General features: G+C 55.3%; 11 protein-coding genes and 2 tRNA genes. 8 read left to right on the forward strand and 5 right to left on the reverse strand.

The window, feature by feature from the left end; translation table 11 throughout:
• Nucleotides 1–17 precede the first annotated feature (17 nt).
• The 4 genes from PQR62_RS03905 to PQR62_RS03920 all read left to right on the forward strand — a co-directional run bounded on the left by PQR62_RS03905 (nucleotide 18) and on the right by PQR62_RS03920 (nucleotide 4,076).
• Nucleotides 18–2,618, forward strand: coding sequence for a fimbria/pilus outer membrane usher protein (locus PQR62_RS03905; protein WP_408155016.1), 2,601 nt, complete (start codon nucleotides 18–20; stop codon nucleotides 2,616–2,618).
• A 91-nt stretch (nucleotides 2,619–2,709) separates the two neighbouring features.
• Nucleotides 2,710–3,159, forward strand: coding sequence for a glycosyltransferase family 8 protein (locus tag PQR62_RS03910; protein WP_408155018.1), 450 nt, complete (start codon nucleotides 2,710–2,712; stop codon nucleotides 3,157–3,159).
• 451 nt (nucleotides 3,160–3,610) lie between these two features.
• Nucleotides 3,611–3,751 carry a hypothetical protein gene (locus tag PQR62_RS03915; RefSeq protein ID WP_408155020.1) on the forward strand — a complete coding sequence of 47 codons (141 nt, stop codon included), beginning with the start codon at nucleotides 3,611–3,613 and terminating at the stop codon, nucleotides 3,749–3,751.
• A 175-nt stretch (nucleotides 3,752–3,926) separates the two neighbouring features.
• On the forward strand, nucleotides 3,927–4,076 hold the full coding sequence (locus PQR62_RS03920) for a hypothetical protein (RefSeq protein ID WP_408155022.1): 150 nt from the start codon (nucleotides 3,927–3,929) through the stop codon (nucleotides 4,074–4,076).
• 109 nt (nucleotides 4,077–4,185) lie between these two features.
• Here the strand turns inward: PQR62_RS03920 and PQR62_RS03925 are convergent.
• The 4 genes from PQR62_RS03925 to PQR62_RS03940 form a co-directional block, all read right to left on the reverse strand.
• Nucleotides 4,186–4,261, reverse strand: a tRNA-His gene (locus tag PQR62_RS03925).
• A 165-nt stretch (nucleotides 4,262–4,426) separates the two neighbouring features.
• Nucleotides 4,427–5,242: a glutamate racemase gene (gene murI / locus PQR62_RS03930; protein ID WP_408155024.1), complete on the reverse strand. Its 816-nt coding sequence runs from the start codon at nucleotides 5,240–5,242 to the stop codon at nucleotides 4,427–4,429.
• A 154-nt stretch (nucleotides 5,243–5,396) separates the two neighbouring features.
• Nucleotides 5,397–6,938 carry a fumarate hydratase gene (locus PQR62_RS03935; protein ID WP_408155026.1) on the reverse strand — a complete coding sequence of 514 codons (1,542 nt, stop codon included), beginning with the start codon at nucleotides 6,936–6,938 and terminating at the stop codon, nucleotides 5,397–5,399.
• Nucleotides 6,939–6,969: 31 nt separating this feature from the next.
• Nucleotides 6,970–7,587, reverse strand: coding sequence for a YqhA family protein (locus tag PQR62_RS03940; RefSeq protein ID WP_408155028.1), 618 nt, complete (start codon nucleotides 7,585–7,587; stop codon nucleotides 6,970–6,972).
• A 327-nt stretch (nucleotides 7,588–7,914) separates the two neighbouring features.
• Between PQR62_RS03940 and acs the strand changes: the two genes are divergently transcribed.
• Both acs and PQR62_RS03950 read left to right on the forward strand, forming a co-directional pair.
• A complete protein-coding gene (acs, locus tag PQR62_RS03945) occupies nucleotides 7,915–9,897 on the forward strand; it encodes an acetate--CoA ligase (RefSeq protein ID WP_408155030.1) in 1,983 nt (660 codons plus the stop codon).
• Nucleotides 9,898–10,175: 278 nt separating this feature from the next.
• Nucleotides 10,176–10,266: transfer RNA gene (locus PQR62_RS03950), tRNA-Ser, on the forward strand.
• Between the two features lie 240 nt (nucleotides 10,267–10,506).
• On the opposite strand, the gene PQR62_RS03955 is transcribed toward PQR62_RS03950, so the two are convergent.
• Nucleotides 10,507–11,571, reverse strand: a complete 1,065-nt coding sequence (locus PQR62_RS03955; RefSeq protein WP_408155032.1) for an NAD-dependent epimerase/dehydratase family protein — start codon at nucleotides 11,569–11,571, stop codon at nucleotides 10,507–10,509.
• 62 nt (nucleotides 11,572–11,633) lie between these two features.
• Here PQR62_RS03955 and PQR62_RS03960 point away from each other — a divergent pair, with 62 nt between their 5' ends.
• Nucleotides 11,634–12,257, forward strand: coding sequence for a TetR/AcrR family transcriptional regulator (locus PQR62_RS03960; protein ID WP_408155034.1), 624 nt, complete (start codon nucleotides 11,634–11,636; stop codon nucleotides 12,255–12,257).
• A gap of 904 nt (nucleotides 12,258–13,161) precedes the next feature.
• A complete protein-coding gene (locus PQR62_RS03965; protein WP_408155036.1) occupies nucleotides 13,162–16,944 on the forward strand; it encodes an ATP-binding protein in 3,783 nt (1,260 codons plus the stop codon).
• Nucleotides 16,945–16,987: the final 43 nt, after the last annotated feature.

The raw sequence follows: 16,987 nt of genomic DNA on the forward strand, positions 1-16,987 counted from the left end.
ACGATCAACGAAAGGGAATGCTGCAAGGTAACGACGCGGCTGCCAGCGAAATGAACAAGCACAACAAAATATTCAGACTCAAGCCTCTGACTGCCATGATATTGAGTGCGCTGGCCGCTTCTGTTTCGTATGTCGGCACCACGCAAGCTGCGACTGGTATCAGCTTGGCTCAGGTCGAATTCAACGACCAGTTTCTGCCGCAGCGCAATGGCAAGCCCGTCGACGTGTCGCGCTTCATGACGACCAATCCTGTCATGCCCGGTGTGTACAACTCGGACATCTATGTCAATGGAAACTGGATCGGGCGTACCGATGTCATCTTCCGAACCATCGGTGGCGCCGATAGCGCATCGCCTTGCGTGACCAAAGCGATGCTCGAAATGGCCGGTATCGATTTTGAGCGTCTGTCGCCGGAAGCCCTGGAGAAACTGGCCGCATCCAGCACCAGCGGCGCGTGCCTGCAACTTGGCGAACTGATCTCCGATGCGACTGCGCAATATGATTCATCCGATCTGCGGCTGGATCTGAGCCTGCCGCAGATCTCCTTGCGTCGTAGTGCACGCGGCTATATCAGTCCCGAGTTTTGGGACAAGGGTGTCAATGCCGGCATCCTGAGTTACAACTTCAACGCCTTTCGCGTGCAGGGTAACGGCACGCCCAGCAATACCTCCTATTATCTGGGCCTCAACGGAGGCATCAATGTGGGCGACTGGCGCTTGCGCAACAATTCGTCAATGACGAAACAAAGCGGTGGCGAGCGTCGCTTTCAGAATATTGCGACCTATCTGCAGCGCGATATCGTGCCGCTGCGTAGTCAATTGCTTATCGGCGACTCTTATACCTCGGGTCAATTATTCGACAGCATAGGTTTTCGCGGCGTGCGTCTGGCCTCTGACGACCGCATGCTGCCTGACACACAAGGCGGATACGCACCCATCGTGCGCGGCATCGCCCGCAGCAATGCTCGTGTGCGCGTGATGCAAAACGGCAATCTGCTGTATGAAACCACGGTCGCGCCAGGCCAGTTCGAAATCAATGATCTCTATCCGACTGGCTACGGCGGCGACCTGAATGTTGAAGTGCTGGAGGCCGATGGCAGCCGCCAGAGTTTCCTGGTGCCCTATGCATCGATTGCGCAACTGCTGCGACCAGGCAATAGTCGCTATAGCGTGACGGCCGGTCGCACCCGCAATGCGACGCAATCGACCAATGTCAATTTCACGCAGGCTACTTATGAGCGGGGGATGACCAATGATCTGACTTTGTTTACTGGTGCAATCCTTGCATCGGATTACTTGTCAATCCTCGGTGGCACCGCATTCAACACGCCGTTGGGTGCCATGTCTGCCGGCCTCACGCACTCCCATGCCAAGGTCGCTCAGGGCGATACCAGAAATGGTCAGAGCCTGCGTCTGGATTACAGCAAAGCCATCAACGAAACCGGTACCAATTTCTCGCTGGCGGCTTATCGTTATTCGAGCAGCGGCTTCCTGCGTTTGCAAGACATGTTGTCGGCCAAGGATTTCGTCGCGCAAGGACGCTCCGCCCGTAACGTCGATCTGCAGCGTCATCAATTGCAATTGGTGATCAACCAGGCCCTGGGCGCCACGCGCGGTTCTCTGTATGTCAGCGGTTCGTCGCAGAATTACTGGAATCGTGCGGGTTCGAACACGCAGTTTCAGCTTGGCTACAACAACACCAGCGGAGTATTTACTTACAACTTTTCGATACAGCGCCAGCGCGATTTGAATACCGGCGCCACGGATACCCAGTACTACGCCAGCGTGTCGTTCCCGCTGGGCCGTGAAGCGCAATCGCCGACACTCAGCACATCGGTCACACGCAGCGATCGCGGCGGCAGCAGTATGCAGTCGACTTTGAACGGTACCGCCGGCAGCGATAACGCATTCTCGTACAGCGTCACCGGGACCAGGGATCAATCGGCAAGCACCGCATCCGCCAATGCCGATTACCGCAGCACGTATGCGAATCTGGGCGCCAGCGTCGGTCGTTCCAGCAATGGCAGTTCGCAAAGTTCTGCACGCGTGGCAGGCGCCATCGTTGCGCATCCGGGCGGCGTGACCTTGTCGCAATACGTAGGCGAAACCATAGGCGTGGTAGAGGCCAAGGACGCCGGCGGCGCAGCGGTCAACACTGCGGGCGTGCGCGTGGATGGTCGCGGCTACGCCGTCGTGCCCTATCTGACCCCTTATCGTCTGAACGAGGTAGCACTGGATCCCAAGGGGCTGTCGACTGACGTTGAGTTGTCATCGACCAGTCAGCGCGTGGCGCCGCGCGCCGGCTCTGTGGTGATGTTGAAGTACGCGACGATCACCGGCCGTTCGGTCTTGATTCAGGTACAGATGCCCAAAGGTGAAAGCTTGCCGTTCGGTGCCGAGGCCATCGATGAGCATGGCAATGTGGTTGGTCTGGCAGGGCAGGGAGGACGCATCTTCATGCGTGCAGCGGAGAAGGATAGCGGCAAGTTGCTGGTGAAATGGGGCAGCGAAGCGAATGAGCAATGTTCGCTGAACTACAGCCTGCCGAAACGCGATGAAGAGGCCAAAGGCGTGATCTTCGACAACATCACTGCCGCCTGTATTGCGGAAGGGAAATAAAACAGCGACGTCGTTGCAACTCGTCAGCCCGTTTACATTCAAACCGGCTCTGCAAGTTGGGCAAAGCAAACCTTCAGGCAGAGATTTCGTGATGAAACTTGATGACGGACATGTCTTGAGCGGCCGCTTCAAGCTGGACTACCCGGATCAGGATGCCTTGAACAAGGTGGCGGAAGGCCGTGTACAGATTTTGCCGGCCAAGTGGAATTTGATGTATTCGCTGCTGAGTATTCTGCGTACACGCGGCACATCGATTCCAATTCCCGATGACGCAGTTTTTCTGCATTTTGGCGGAGCGCTTAAGCCTTGGCATGGCTGGTCACATTTGCAGGCGAGGACTTTATTTCTGCGCCATCAAAGCAATTCAGGCTGGTCGGATGTGCCGCTGGACATGCCGCGGACATACAAGCAGATGCATCAGTGCTCCCATTTTCATTTCCATCAGCGCCGCTACTTAAGCGCACTGGGCTGGTATCTCAGATACCTGCGAAGCAAGACTGTGCATATGGGAGAGAAAGTGCGTTTGCGTCGTGCTGCCTGAGCTTGGGTGGGGGGCGCTTGATGTGGGAGCGGCGCATGCATCATCGTGATCTGCAGAAGTGACCATGGTTCGGAGAGCCTCCCGGCAAGTCACCGGTGGATCTACGCGATCTGCTATGACGACAGAGCATAAAAAACAAAGCCCGCATCAAGTGCGGGCTTTGTTTTTCACAGGAAAAATCAGGCCTTCTTGGCTTGTTTGCGGCGGCGTGCGGCAGCCGGGCCAGCGAAGCTATTGAAGCCTTTGGCGGAAAACAAATTGAATATAAGCAGCGGGCAAAATCACAGTAACTGAGCCGTCGTCCCTCCAAACCGCCTCCTCCTGGCGGTTTTTTTACACCCATCGTTTCATTTGAAACATCGACGGCCGGCGTTGAAATGTAAACGTAACGGGCGGGGCTCAAGATGCATACATACCGAATGCGGTACAACCCTCAGCCAGGAGAAAAAACATGCGCATCTATTCCACCTGCTTCATCGCTGCAGTCACCATCCTTGCCTCGACTGGTGCGAATGCTGCCGTCGCCGTCCAATTACACAGCCCACGGTGGTTCTTTCAAGCGATGCGCGCCTTCGGAGTCTTCTCTTTCTGAGTAGGCACAAACTCTCAGAGAATGACATCATGTAATTAAGAGCAATATGCGTGCTCTTTACCGAGCATGGCAGCGAAATTTAAAGCTACTTCTGCCAGATCTGAACTAGTCACCGCGTCCTCCACTTACCGCCTTCGGGCGGTTTTTTTGTCTGTCTCGATCTTGGGAATGTCGCTTGAATCTAGTAAATCGCAAGCCCGAAGTATTGGCCCTCATCAGCGATCCTGAGTTTGCGCGGGCGATGCTGAATCTCTATCCGGCGCAGCAGATGGAAGCGTGGCCAGCAGCGAAGGGATACGGCGGAAAGCCACAGACGGATGCGTGAATTGAGCGCATAACAAAACGGCCTCCGTTGTTAATTTCGGGAAGCCGTTGTTAATTTCAGTTCTTTGATTTTTTAAAAAAGCGCAAGCTATTGATTCGCTGCGGTTTTTTGGGGTGGCTGACGGGGCTCGAACCCGCGACAACAGGAATCACAATCCTGGACTCTACCAACTGAGCTACAGCCACCATTGATGTGCGGGAAGTAATTCTTGCCCGTCACCAGTGAAGCGCACGATTATACAAAGACCTTCGGGGGATGGCAACTAAATTAGTGCGCCGATTCAAAATAAACTGTAATCGTCTGAGCTCTCCAATTCAAACCTCTCCATTTCAAACATCAGGCGCCGGGCATCAGGCCAGCGCGCTGACTTCAGGTTTCAGTTTGAGCAGGCTGCTGAAGGCGTGCTGCAAGGTGGAGCTGCTGGCGGTGGTGTATCCGCGCAATGATCCGGCATCGTTCGGATTCAATAAGGTGCGCGCTTGCAGCAGGCGGGTGAGCTGGCGAGTGACGGCGTCTCCGGTGTCGATGATTGCGGGCGTGGTTCCGCTGATGCGCAGGCATACGCTGGCAATCGCTTCACGCAGGAAGGGGTAGTGCGTGCAGCCGAGCACCAGCGTGTCGGCTTCTTGTTCCAGCAGCGGCGCCAGGTAGCGTTCCAGCAAACCGATGGTGGTGGGAGAATACAGCTCGGCTTTTTCGATCAGATCGACCAGGCCGACGCAGGCTTGCGGCAGAAAGCGAACTTGCGTATCGCTCTCAACCTGCTGTTGCAAGGCCGCGAAGCGTTTGCTCGACAACGTGCTGCGCGTGGCGAGCACGCCGACCACGCCGCTTTTGCTTTGCTGCGCAGCCGGTTTCAGTCCCGGCTCGATGCCGACCACGATCAGATTCGGCCAGCGTGTGCGTATCGCCTGGATTGCGGCAGCGGTGGCCGTGTTGCAGGCTACCACCAGCGCCTTGATGTTCTGTGCGAGCAGGAAAGAGGCAATCGCCAGCGAGCGTTCGACGATCTCGGCTTCAGTCTTGTCGCCGTAGGGCGCATAGCCCGAGTCGGCGAAGTAGAGCAGATGCTCACTTGGCAAATTGGCGTGGATGTGTCGCAGCACCGACAAGCCGCCGATGCCGGAATCAAAAATGCCGATGGCGGCATCGGCTGTCATCGGCATGATCTGTATTTCGTTTGTTGCGTTCACAGTATGGCTCTTTGCACTATTGCCGAATTTGCACCCGAGATCGGATCGCGCGGCATGCCGCGCAAGGTACTCATGATAAGGGCAATTGAAAATCACCCCGGCATGAATTCCTTGCGCAGTTTGCAGACTAGGCCGTCGTGACCGGAATCTTGCTCAGCGCAACGCTGCTGGCAATCTTCTCTTTCCACTCCGCAGGTCCGGTGTTGTGCACCGAGATGCCATTGGCATCGACGGCGACGGTCACCGGCATGTCCTTGACGTCGAACTCGTAGATCGCTTCCATGCCCAGATCGGCGAAGCCCAGCACCTTGGCCGATTTGATCGCCTTCGATACCAGATAAGCCGAGCCGCCGACTGCCATCAGATAAGCCGACTTGTGCTTCTTGATCGCTTCGATGGCGGCAGGGCCGCGTTCGGATTTGCCGATCATCGAGATCAGGCCGGTTTGCTCCAGCATCATGTCGGTGAACTTGTCCATGCGCGTGGCAGTCGTCGGGCCGGCCGGGCCCACCACTTCGTCGCGCACCGGATCGACCGGGCCGACGTAATAGATCACGCGGTTGGTGAAGTCGACGGGCAGCTTTTCGCCTTTGGCCAGCATCTCCTGAATCCGCTTGTGCGCGGCATCTCGGCCGGTCAGCATCTTGCCGTTCAGCAGCAGGGTCTGACCCGGCTTCCAGGAGGCGACTTCTTCCTTGGTCAGCGTGTCGAGGTTGACGCTCTTCGACTTTTCGGTGTCCGGCACCCAGTGCACTTCCGGCCATTCCGACAGCGATGGCGGCTCCATGTAGGCCGGGCCGGAACCGTCCAGCACGAAGTGACCGTGACGGGTTGCCGCACAGTTCGGGATCATCGCCACCGGCTTCGATGCCGCGTGGGTCGGATGCATCATGATCTTGACGTCGAGCACGGTGGTCAAACCGCCCAGACCTTGCGCGCCTATGCCCAAGGCATTGACCTTGTCGCACAGCTCGATACGCAGTTCTTCAGTCTTGTTTTGCGGGCCGCGCTTCTTCAGCTCGTACATGTCGATGTCGTCCATCAACACTTCCTTGGCCATCAGCATGGCCTTCTCGGCGGTACCGCCGATGCCGATGCCGAGCATGCCCGGCGGACACCAGCCGGCGCCCATGGTCGGCACTGTCTTCATGACCCAGTCCACCAGCGAATCGGAAGGATTGAGCATGACGAACTTGGTCTTGTTCTCGGAGCCGCCGCCCTTGGCCGCGATGCGCACGTCGACGGTGTTGCCCGGCACCAGCTCCATGTGGATCACGGCCGGGGTGTTGTCCTTGGTGTTCTTGCGCTCGAATTGCGGGTCGGCCACGATCGATGCGCGCAGCACGTTGTCCGGGTGCATATAGCCCTGACGTACGCCCTGGTTGACGGCATCGGCGATGGAGCCGCTGAAGCCTTCGAAGCGCACACCCATGCCGATCTTCAGGAACACGTTGACGATGCCGGTGTCCTGGCAGATCGGACGCTTGCCCTCGGCGCACATGCGCGAGTTGGTCAGGATCTGGGCGATGGAGTCTTTGGCGGCCGGGCTTTGCTCCAGCTCGTAGGCGCGCGCCAGATGCTGGATGTAATCCACCGGATGGTAGTAGCTGATGTATTGCAGCGCTGCTGCAACTGATTCGATGAGATCGTCTTGCTTGATGATGGTCATGGCTGGTTCTCTCGGGTTGAATGAAGGGGCGTCAGTGCGGTTCCGGCGGCTCCTGCGGATGCGCCATCAGGCGGTCGCAATAAGCGATGGCCAGGGCCGACACCAGAAAGGTGATGTGAATGCCGGTCTGCGCCAGCAGAGTCTTGGCGTCGTACAGATTGGCGTTGATGAACGTCTTGAGCAGATGGATCGACGAAATGCCGATGATCGCCGTCGCCAGCTTGACCTTGAGCACCGACGCATTGACGTGCGACAGCCACTCCGGCTGATCGGGATGGCTTTCCAGATTCATGCGTGAGACGAAGGTCTCATAGCCGCCCACGATCACCATGATCAGCAGGTTGGAAATCATCACCACGTCGATCAGCGCCAGCACCACCAGCATGATGGTTTGTTCATTCAGTTTTTCGGGGCGCAGCGCGCCCTCGATGGCGACCGCATCCAGAATGTGTTCCAGTGATGAAGCATTGCCCAGCGCCGCGCCGATCAGGTCGCTCAGTTCGACCCAGAAATGGTAGACATACACGCACTGCGCCAGGATCAGACCGAGATACAGCGGCAACTGCAGCCAGCGGCTCATGAAGATCAGGTTCGGTAGAACACCGATCTTGCGCACTGGAGTTGGTTTGGAGGACGGTGAATCTTTCATGGAGGCAATCTGCAGGTGGATTCTTGGCGAGATATGGCTGGCTTCGATTATGTTTCGAATTCGGGCGCTATTTTACACTCCCTTGGCCCCCGGCTTGCGCCGCCGCCGGCGCAAAATGCGAGTCCGCCGTGCCGGCAGGAAACACCTCGCTATGCCACAATATCGGCTGAGCTTTCTTTCTCTTGAACTGGCTGCAGAGCTTGATGAAGCGCCTGTGTGCTGCGTGCATGGGCCTTGCCTGCGGAACCAAGCCGCAAAGTGTAAGGACTGAGTAAGTGTAAAAGCCTATGTTTTGCGCAAAGCAAAAACTATCTTCTGGAGACTATCGTGGCAGACATCGAAACCTTTAAACAAGAAAATCGCGTATTTGCTCCACCGGCCGAATTCGTAAAAAATGCGGCGATTTCCGGCATGGACGCTTACCACGCGATGTGCAAGGAAGCCGAACAGGATTACGAAGGATTCTGGGCCAAACTGGCCAAACAGAATCTGCAATGGAAGCAGCCGTTCACCAAGACCCTCAACGAATCGGAAGCGCCGTTTTACAAATGGTTTGAAGACGGCAAGATCAACGTTTCGTACAACTGCCTCGACGTCCATCTGGAAAACGGCAACGCCGACAAGACCGCCATCATCTTCGAGTCGGATGATGCGACCGTCACCAGGGTCAGCTACCGTGAGCTGCACAAGAAGGTCTGCCAGTTCGCCAACGGCCTGAAATCGCTGGGTGTGAAGAAGGGCGACCGCGTCGTCATCTACATGCCGATGTCGGTCGAAGGTGTGGCCGCGATGCAAGCCTGTGCACGTATCGGTGCAACGCACTCGGTGGTGTTCGGCGGCTTCTCCGCCAAGTCGCTGCAAGAGCGCGTGATTGACGCCGGCGCTGTCGCCGTGCTGACCTCCGACGTGCAGGTGCGCGGCGGCAAGCAGCTGCCGCTCAAAGCCATCGTCGATGAGGCGCTCAACATGGGCGGTTGCGACACCATCAAGAACGTGATTGTCTATAAGCGTGGCAGCGGCGAAATCAACTGGGTCAATGGCCGTGATCTCTGGCTGCACGACGTGGTGGCAGGACAGGCTGAAACCTGCGAGCCGGAATGGGTCGACGCCGAACATCCGCTGTTCATTCTCTACACCTCGGGCTCGACCGGCAAACCGAAGGGCGTGCAGCATGCCTCCGCAGGCTATCTGCTGTGGGCCGTGCTGACCATGAAGTGGACCTTCGACATCAAGCCGAACGATGTTTACTGGTGTACCGCCGACATAGGCTGGATCACCGGCCACACCTATATTGCCTATGGCCCGCTGGCCGTCGGCGCCACGCAGATCGTGTTCGAAGGCGTACCGACTTATCCCAACGCCGGCCGTTTCTGGGACATGGTGCAACGTCACAAGGCCAGCATTTTCTACACTGCGCCGACTGCCATCCGTTCGCTGATCAAGGCGGCCGACGCCGATGAAAAAATCCATCCCAAGCAATATGATCTGAGCTCGTTGCGCCTGCTCGGCTCGGTCGGCGAACCGATCAACCCGGAAGCCTGGATGTGGTACTACAAGAACGTCGGTGGCGAGAAGTGCCCGGTCGTCGACACCTTCTGGCAGACCGAAACCGGCGGTCACATGATCTCGCCGCTGCCGGGCGCCACGCCGCAAGTGCCGGGCTCCTGCACCTTGCCGCTGCCAGGCATCGCCGCAGCCATCGTCGATGAAACCGGCAACGATCTGCCCGACGGCAACGGCGGCATCCTGGTCGTCAAGCGCCCATGGCCATCGATGATCCGCACCATCTGGAATGATCCGGAGCGCTTCAAGAAAAGCTACTTTCCGGAAGAACTGGGCGGCAAGATCTACCTGGCCGGCGACGGCGCCATCCGCAACAAGGACAACGGCTACTTCACCATCACCGGCCGTATCGACGACGTGCTGAACGTTTCCGGTCACCGCATGGGCACGATGGAAATCGAATCGGCGCTGGTCGCCAACAGTATGGTGGCGGAAGCCGCTGTGGTCGGCAAACCGGACCCGACCACCGGCGAATCGATCTGCGCCTTCGTCGTGCTCAAGCGTCCGCGCCCGACCGGCGACGAAGCCAAGCAGATCGCCAAGGAACTGCGCGACTGGGTCGCCAAGGAAATCGGCCCCATCGCCAAGCCCAAGGAAATCCGTTTCGGCGACAATCTGCCCAAGACCCGTTCCGGTAAGATCATGCGCCGCCTGCTGCGCGTATTGGCGAAGGGAGAGGACATCACGCAAGACGTCTCGACCTTGGAAAATCCGGCGATCCTGGATCAGCTCAAGGAAGCGCAGTAGTCAGAGACGTGTAAGAAAGCTGCAGATCATCGGGCCGGCCTTCAAGCTGGCCCGATTTCATTTCGCCTGGATTTGGCGTTGCAGGGGCGGTGGGGGCAGTTGCTATCGAGCTTGCAATCAGCGGCTGGCGCGTGAGCTTGCAGAAATGGGAAGGCGTGACCTGAAGCTGCATCTCAATGCATTTTTCCTGGCGGTTAAGTCATCAGCGGCAAAAAAGTCAGCCTTTGCCAAAAAAAGTTGCTATAATCAGCGGCTTCGCAAAATGCGACCCGAATCCAGGAGAGATGGATGAGTGGCTGAAGTCGCACGCCTGGAAAGCGTGTATAGGTTAATAGCCTATCGGGGGTTCGAATCCCCCTCTCTCCGCCAGCAGTACTAAAGGCTCCCAGACGGGAGCCTTTTTATTTGTGCTATTCAATAGGCTCTGTGCTATTCAAAACTCAGCGCAGAGGCTTGATGCGCTCTGCCGCCGGCTGTAGATGCGTTGGGCGCTCAAGCTCCTCCAGCCTCGTCCGGTAGCCAAGCCGCCGTCGATAGCAGACCTCTTCCATTTAAAAAACACATATTTCATTCACCCAAGCTGGCAGCAGGTATGAGAAGAACCTGAAGTTACTTCTGCGTGCCGAGGCACATCTCGGCAAGTCCATCCGCTCTTGTAATGAGAGGCAAATACCCAAAATCCCGATTCGCCTTACTCCAGCGGATGGTGAAAGATTTGCCAATCAAACGCAGCATCTGGCGCGTGATAGGCGGCTCCCCCTTGATTCTGAAGGTACGCCAGATGCCTCCCATGATGCCGGCCATGATCCATGCAACGCCAAATGGAACTGACTTGTCAGATACGCTGACATTCCGCGTAGCGAGCAGGGCAGATATGAAGTTCTTGAACGTGTCGTCGTCGGCATCAGCCACAAAATACGCTTGCCCGCCTCTTCCTTTATCCGCTGAGAGGATGAGCGCCTCAACCAGATTGCTGACATGGCAGGTAGACAAAGTTTGCGTTCCGTTATCTACCCACTGCCAGCGACCGGCATGAACCGTATCGATTAATTGATCGAGCATTGGCATTCCCGCCCCCCAGATCATTGGCGGCCGTATTGAAATAGTTTCCAGTCCGGCACGTCGTCCGTTAGCCGCGAGCAGAATTTGCTCAGCCTGAGCCTTTGATGAGCTATAGGGAGCGAAGCGACGAACCTGGATATCAATGGTTTCTTCGATCTGTAGCATTGGTTCTGGATCACCCATGACGACGGCTGCAGCGCTGACGGCCACAATTTTCTTCACTGACAATGCGTCCGACGCAGCCCCGATCAGCGTTCGCATTCCGCCCACATTAATTTCTTCAAAGTCTGCTTGCTTGCCCCAAAGTTTGAAGAGCGCAGCCACATGAAAAACCACCTCACTTCCTTCCATTCCTTTAGTTAACGCGCCGAGATCGCGCATAGAGCCCTCAATCGGAATCGCCCCCAACTCTAAGATCAACTCGATTGCCGCGCGGCTTCTGGCAAGGGCTCGCACCTCCCATTTTTGCTCGATCAGGGTGCGAATCAGCTTCTGGCCTACGAATCCAGAGCCTCCGGTAACGAATGCAATGCGACGTGCTTCAGATGTTTTGTTTATCACTATTTCTCCTTGGGTTTTCAAAATAGTATTGGAAAACAAAACATTATTCAACGAACATATTTCATATATTGTTCGTTATAGCGTTTTTGAAACAATTACGATATCCTCGTAACATGATCAAAATGAAATCGATAGCCTCTGACAACGAGAGCTCCGCTGAGGAAAAAATCCTGGATGCGGCGCGTGCTCATGTACGTCGATTTGGCGAAGCCAAGACGAACATAGTTGATATCGCGAGAGAGCTTGGCACGTCACACACCACCATTTACCGCCATTTCCGTTCGAAAGCGGATGTGTTTGATGCGCTGGTCGCTGAAGCGATGAATGATGAAGAAGTCTTGGCGCGAACTTTTGTTGAAGGAGAGCAATCTGCATCGGAACGATTGACCGGCTTAGTACTGGCGCTACATCGTCGCAAACTTGAGCGGTTCGAAAATGACCATGAGCTGTACTTGCTTTATCGGCGTGTGGTGGATGAGCGTCCCGAGATCGTCCGAAACTATGCGATGGCGATCACCCGTTTGCTTGAGGCCATTCTTGAGGACGGTGTTCAGCAAAAGGAATTCAGACTCAATAAGGTTCAGAGTGCGGCGGAAGTCGTTCGCGATGCTGCGACGGTGTTTGTTCATCCGTTACATGTTGAAGCCGCAGCCAAGGCAGGGGTGTCGATGGAGCCGTCATTGCACAGGGTAATGGCAACCCTGATTTCCGCTTTTAAAGCTGGCGTTGAGTTCTGACCTTACATTGCGATCTGCAGCTAAAAGTCATTTGAAAATCTGGTAATTAGGTGAGTTTTATTTGGCGCAGTGAATAACAAATTCCGCGCGCAGCGGCTTTTGGGCCGGCACTTTAGATTGTGCTCCGAGAATGACAGCTTTTTGCCGGTGTTTTTTGCGAGACTGCGCCGGCCATGAGAATCTCGTTAATTCGAATCCCCTCTCTCCGCCAGCACAAACGCCTAACTGGTTGATTTTAAACAGTTAGGCGTTTTCATTTGTAAGCCGAAAAATAGAAAAATAGGCTGAAATGGGGCTGTTTTGGCATAGAAATGCCAGCTTTTTCCACTTTTCTCCGTTGTAATAGCATCTACTAAAAGCGACGCTGTTCTGGATGCATTTTTGAATTCCACGCCATTAAAATGCCAATTCTTATGAATTGGGGGCGGGGAAATGCCGTTCGATGACAAAGTCATTTAAGTCTCAGGAAAAAGCCGGCCATCCGATGTGTCTCGCCGTTCTCCCACGCCAATGCAAACGACATGGCAAAAAAAGTGATTTCATTAAAACAGTTTATCGTTCACAGTCACGGCCAAGCGCAAAGCAGTCTTGCGTCGTTCATGAAGAACAGCAGATGTTTTAAGAAAGATGACGTGGGATCAGAGATTGCGTTGTCCAGATCGAAGGGCGCTATCCAGAGAAGGTCGGGCCGCAGATTATAGGTGACATCCCCGCACCGCAAACAGTCAATATGGGGCGTCGCAAGAAGGGGTAAGCAGCGTCGTTACCTGCAGCCCCTCGTCGATAACAAACACAATTGAATTCTGGTCCTGGCTTCTTCGTTGCGAGTCTGGCGGCCAGTGGATGTATCTTTCTGGGCGAAGAGCGGTCGCCGGTTTAACGAAGTGATATTTGGAGATATAAATTGACTGAGAAAGATTCGACGGCGAGCTGGCTGGCCGGCGGCGGCGAAATGGGAAAACTGATCCGCTCCATGGACTGGAGCGATTCACCGCTGGGGCCTATCGAGGACTGGCCTCAAAGCCTTCGAACCGCTGTCAGTCTGTGCCTTTCATCGACCTTTCCCATTCTTATCGCATGGGGGCCGCACGACATCCAGATTTACAACGATGCCTATCGTCCTATTTGTGGTGCGAAGCATCCCCATTCGATGGGGGAAGATTTCAAGGTCTGCTGGGCTACGGCGTTGCCGGTCGTCGGCGATGCGTTTGATCGCGCTCATCAGGGCGAGGGCACGTATATCCGTGATCAACGGATGTTTCTGGATCGCTACGGCTATCTTGAAGAAGCCTTCATGACCTTTTCCTTTTCGCCGATCCGGGTTGAGTCCGGTGAGGTCGGGGGAGTGTTTCACCCCATCTCTGAATCGACAGATAAAGTGCTTGGCGCACGAAGGACATCTGCGCTTCGTGATCTATCCTCCGTTCTTGGCAAATGCCTGACTATTGATGAAGTATGTGCCGGGCTGTCCGAGCGCTATGAGTCCATATTGCTGGACGTGCCCTTCATGATTTTCTATCAGTTGGAGGGCAATACGCTGACGCGCCAGGGCATTGCCGGTCTTGATCCCGCAAGCCAGATGGCGCCTTTGACGATTGCCCTTGATGATAAAGAAGGATGGCCGTTTAAGGACATCGCACAGAGCCTTACGTTGACACGTGTTTCTGATCTGGCCACGCGTTTCGGCAAGCACCCGGCCGGTCCGTATGAGGAGATTCCGACGGATGCAGTGATCTTGCCGATTATTGTCGCTGGCTCGGATGCTCCCTTCGGATTCGTGGTCGCGGGGGTAAGCGCCTGCCGGGCACTCGATGACGAATACTTCGATTTCTACGCCTTGCTCTCAAACGCAATCAGCACGGCGGTGGCCAATGTGCTGGTCTATCAACATGAGCAGCGAAAAGCCGAAGAGCTGGCCGAGATCGATCGCGCCAAGACAGCGTTTTTTTCTAACATCTCGCATGAGTTCCGGACACCGCTGACACTGATGGTCGGGCCACTCGATGATGCCTTGTCCGATACTGTCGAACCGCTGGGCACAGCGCAAAGGGAGCGGCTTGAAGTCACGCATCGCAACTCATTGCGGTTGTTGAAGCTGGTCAATGGACTGCTTGATTTCTCCCGGATTGAGGCAGGCCGCGCCAAGGCGAATTTTGCTGCGACCAATCTTTCTTTACTGACGGAGGATCTGGCGAGCGTGTTCCGATCCATCATTGAAAAGGCTGGTCTTCAATTTGATGTCAGAGTCGCCGATTTGAATGAGCCGGTTTTTATTGACCGCGATATGTGGGAAAAGATTGTGTTCAATCTCTTGTCCAATGCGTTCAAATTTACCTTCCACGGCACCATTGGCGTGTCGCTGGAAAGAAAAGGCAGCGTGGTGCGGCTGGCAGTTTCTGATACCGGCTCCGGCATTGCGGCAGATGAGTTACCACGTGTCTTTGAGCGGTTTCATCGGATTGAGAATTCTCAGGGCCGCACCTATGAGGGAACCGGCATTGGATTAGCGCTGATTCAGGAACTGGTCAAGCTGCATCAAGGTGAAATTGGCGTCACCAGCGAGCTGGGGAGGGGCTCGACCTTCTACGTCGATATTCCCTTAGGTTCGGCGCATCTGCAGGACGCTGAAATTACGCGTAGTGATATGGTCGCTATCAGCAGTGACGCTCAGGCAGGCAACGCCTTCATTCTGGAAGCTGAGGCGTGGTTGCCGGGTCAGGAGAACGGCAGTCTTATAGCGCTGGTCCAGAACAATATTGGCGCTACCGATATGCCTGCCATCACCGACAAGCTTTTGCCGGTGACCATTCTGGTTGCTGACGACAATCGCGACATGCGCGAATACCTTGTCAGGTTGCTTGAGCCTTATGCGACCGTTACAGCCTGCGCGGACGGACTCGCTGCGTACGAATCGATTTGCGCTGCTCCGCCGGATCTTGTGTTGAGCGATGTGATGATGCCGGTACTGGATGGCTTTGGATTGCTGAAAAAAGTCAGAAGTAACGAAGCGACGAAAGATGTGCCCCTGATACTGCTGTCGGCCAGAGCCGGGGAAGAGGCAAAAGTCGAAGGCATAGAGGCAGGTGCTGACGACTATCTTGTGAAGCCATTTTCAGCTAACGAACTGTTGAGCCGGGTCAAAAGCCAGGTTGATTCCAGCCGCCGCCGCCATGCCGCCAAACTGGCTTTGCAGCTGAGTGAGAAATATTTCAGATCCCTGGTGGATGCATCGACAGCGATCATCTGGACCGCGGATCAGACAGGACGCGGCACTTATCTGAGCAAGCGCTGGTACGACTTCACTGGCCAGCAGCAAGGCTTTGATCAGAAGGAACGATGGATGGAAGCGATCCATCCTGATGATCAGCATGAAGTGCGTACAAATTTCATCTTCTCTTGCGAGAGCCGCAGCCCGTTCCGCGTGGTTTATCGCTTGCGGCATGTAAGCGGTGAATACCGTTGGGTAGTGGACTCCGGCACGCCGCTTTTTGATGAGAACGGCGACAGCATCGGTTTTGTCGGAACTGTAGTTGATGTACATGAAGAACGCGAAGCCAAGCGCACGTTGGAAGTTCTTGCTGAAAATCTGGCCGAGATCAACCGCCGGCAGAATGAATTTTTAGTCACGTTGGCGCATGAATTGCGCAATCCGCTTGCTCCCATTCGCAGCGGCCTGGAAGTCATCAAAATGATGGGGAATGACAACGAGCGTCAGGTCAACATTCATAGAATGATGGACAGGCAAGTGGAGCATCTCACACATCTGGTGGATGACTTGCTGGATATCGCCCGGATTACCGAAGGCAAGATCCAGCTGAAAAAGGAACGTGTCGCAGTTAAAACGGTGTTGGCAAACGCCGTTGAAATCAGCATGCCGCTGATCGAGAAGAGTCAGCATAATCTGATCGTCGAGGTGAACGATTCGAATCTCATCATCGATGCGGATCCGCATCGCGTCACGCAGATCATCAGCAACGTATTGAATAACGCCGCGAAATACACTCCCGAACGAGGCAGGATCGTAGTTGCGGCCACTTCTGATGGCGCCGACGCTGTCATCACTGTTGAAGACAACGGAATGGGGATTGCGCGAGAGAACCTTGCGAGCGTGTTTGAAATATTTTCTCAAGTCCAAACCGATGTCGAGCGGGCGCAAGGCGGTCTCGGCATTGGATTGCATCTGGTGAAGCGGTTGGTTGATCTTCACGGAGGCGCAGTTTCTGTTACCAGCCCTGGCCGCGGTAAGGGCGCGACATTTGCTATCCGTTTGCCGCGTGTATTGGTTGAGCGTTCCGCGGATCGTCGCCGGCAAAACGAACAATCGTCTGCATCGAAGGCTTTGAAAATCCTGATCGTCGATGACAATATCGACAGTGCAGAGATGTTATCGATGTTGATGGAGTACCGCGGGCACACCGCCCGTGTGGCAACGAGGGGAAGTGAGGCGCTTACGCTTGCAGCTCAGTTCGATCCCGACATTGTATTTTTGGACATTGGCTTGCCGGATATGTCTGGCTATCAAGTGGCAGTCGAATTAAGAAAAATTGAGGGACTACAACATGCCAAGCTCGTTGCGTTGACCGGGCGAGGCAACGAGTCCGATAAATTGGCTGCTGAGTCGGCAGGCTTTGACCACCACCTCACGAAGCCGACGTCGATGGAGAGGCTGGATGAGATTCTTGGTTGAATCGCCCGATGCGGTTGCCAGCGGAAATACTCGTTATTGGCAA

Origin of the sequence: Herbaspirillum lusitanum, assembly GCF_046025995.1 — a bacterium.
Lineage (GTDB): Bacteria > Pseudomonadota > Gammaproteobacteria > Burkholderiales > Burkholderiaceae_D > Herbaspirillum > Herbaspirillum lusitanum_A.

Excerpts from the sequence above, each read along its gene's own strand:
- PQR62_RS03905 (WP_408155016.1), top strand. The coding sequence starts at position 18 with ATGCTGCAAGGTAACGACGCGGCTGCCAGCGAAATGAACAAGCACAAC.
- PQR62_RS03910 (WP_408155018.1), top strand. The coding sequence starts at position 2,710 with ATGAAACTTGATGACGGACATGTCTTGAGCGGCCGCTTCAAGCTGGAC.
- PQR62_RS03915 (WP_408155020.1), top strand. The coding sequence starts at position 3,611 with ATGCGCATCTATTCCACCTGCTTCATCGCTGCAGTCACCATCCTTGCC.
- murI (WP_408155024.1), bottom strand. The coding sequence starts at position 5,242 with ATGCCGATGACAGCCGATGCCGCCATCGGCATTTTTGATTCCGGCATC.
- PQR62_RS03935 (WP_408155026.1), bottom strand. The coding sequence starts at position 6,938 with ATGACCATCATCAAGCAAGACGATCTCATCGAATCAGTTGCAGCAGCG.
- PQR62_RS03940 (WP_408155028.1), bottom strand. The coding sequence starts at position 7,587 with ATGAAAGATTCACCGTCCTCCAAACCAACTCCAGTGCGCAAGATCGGT.
- PQR62_RS03960 (WP_408155034.1), top strand. The coding sequence starts at position 11,634 with ATGATCAAAATGAAATCGATAGCCTCTGACAACGAGAGCTCCGCTGAG.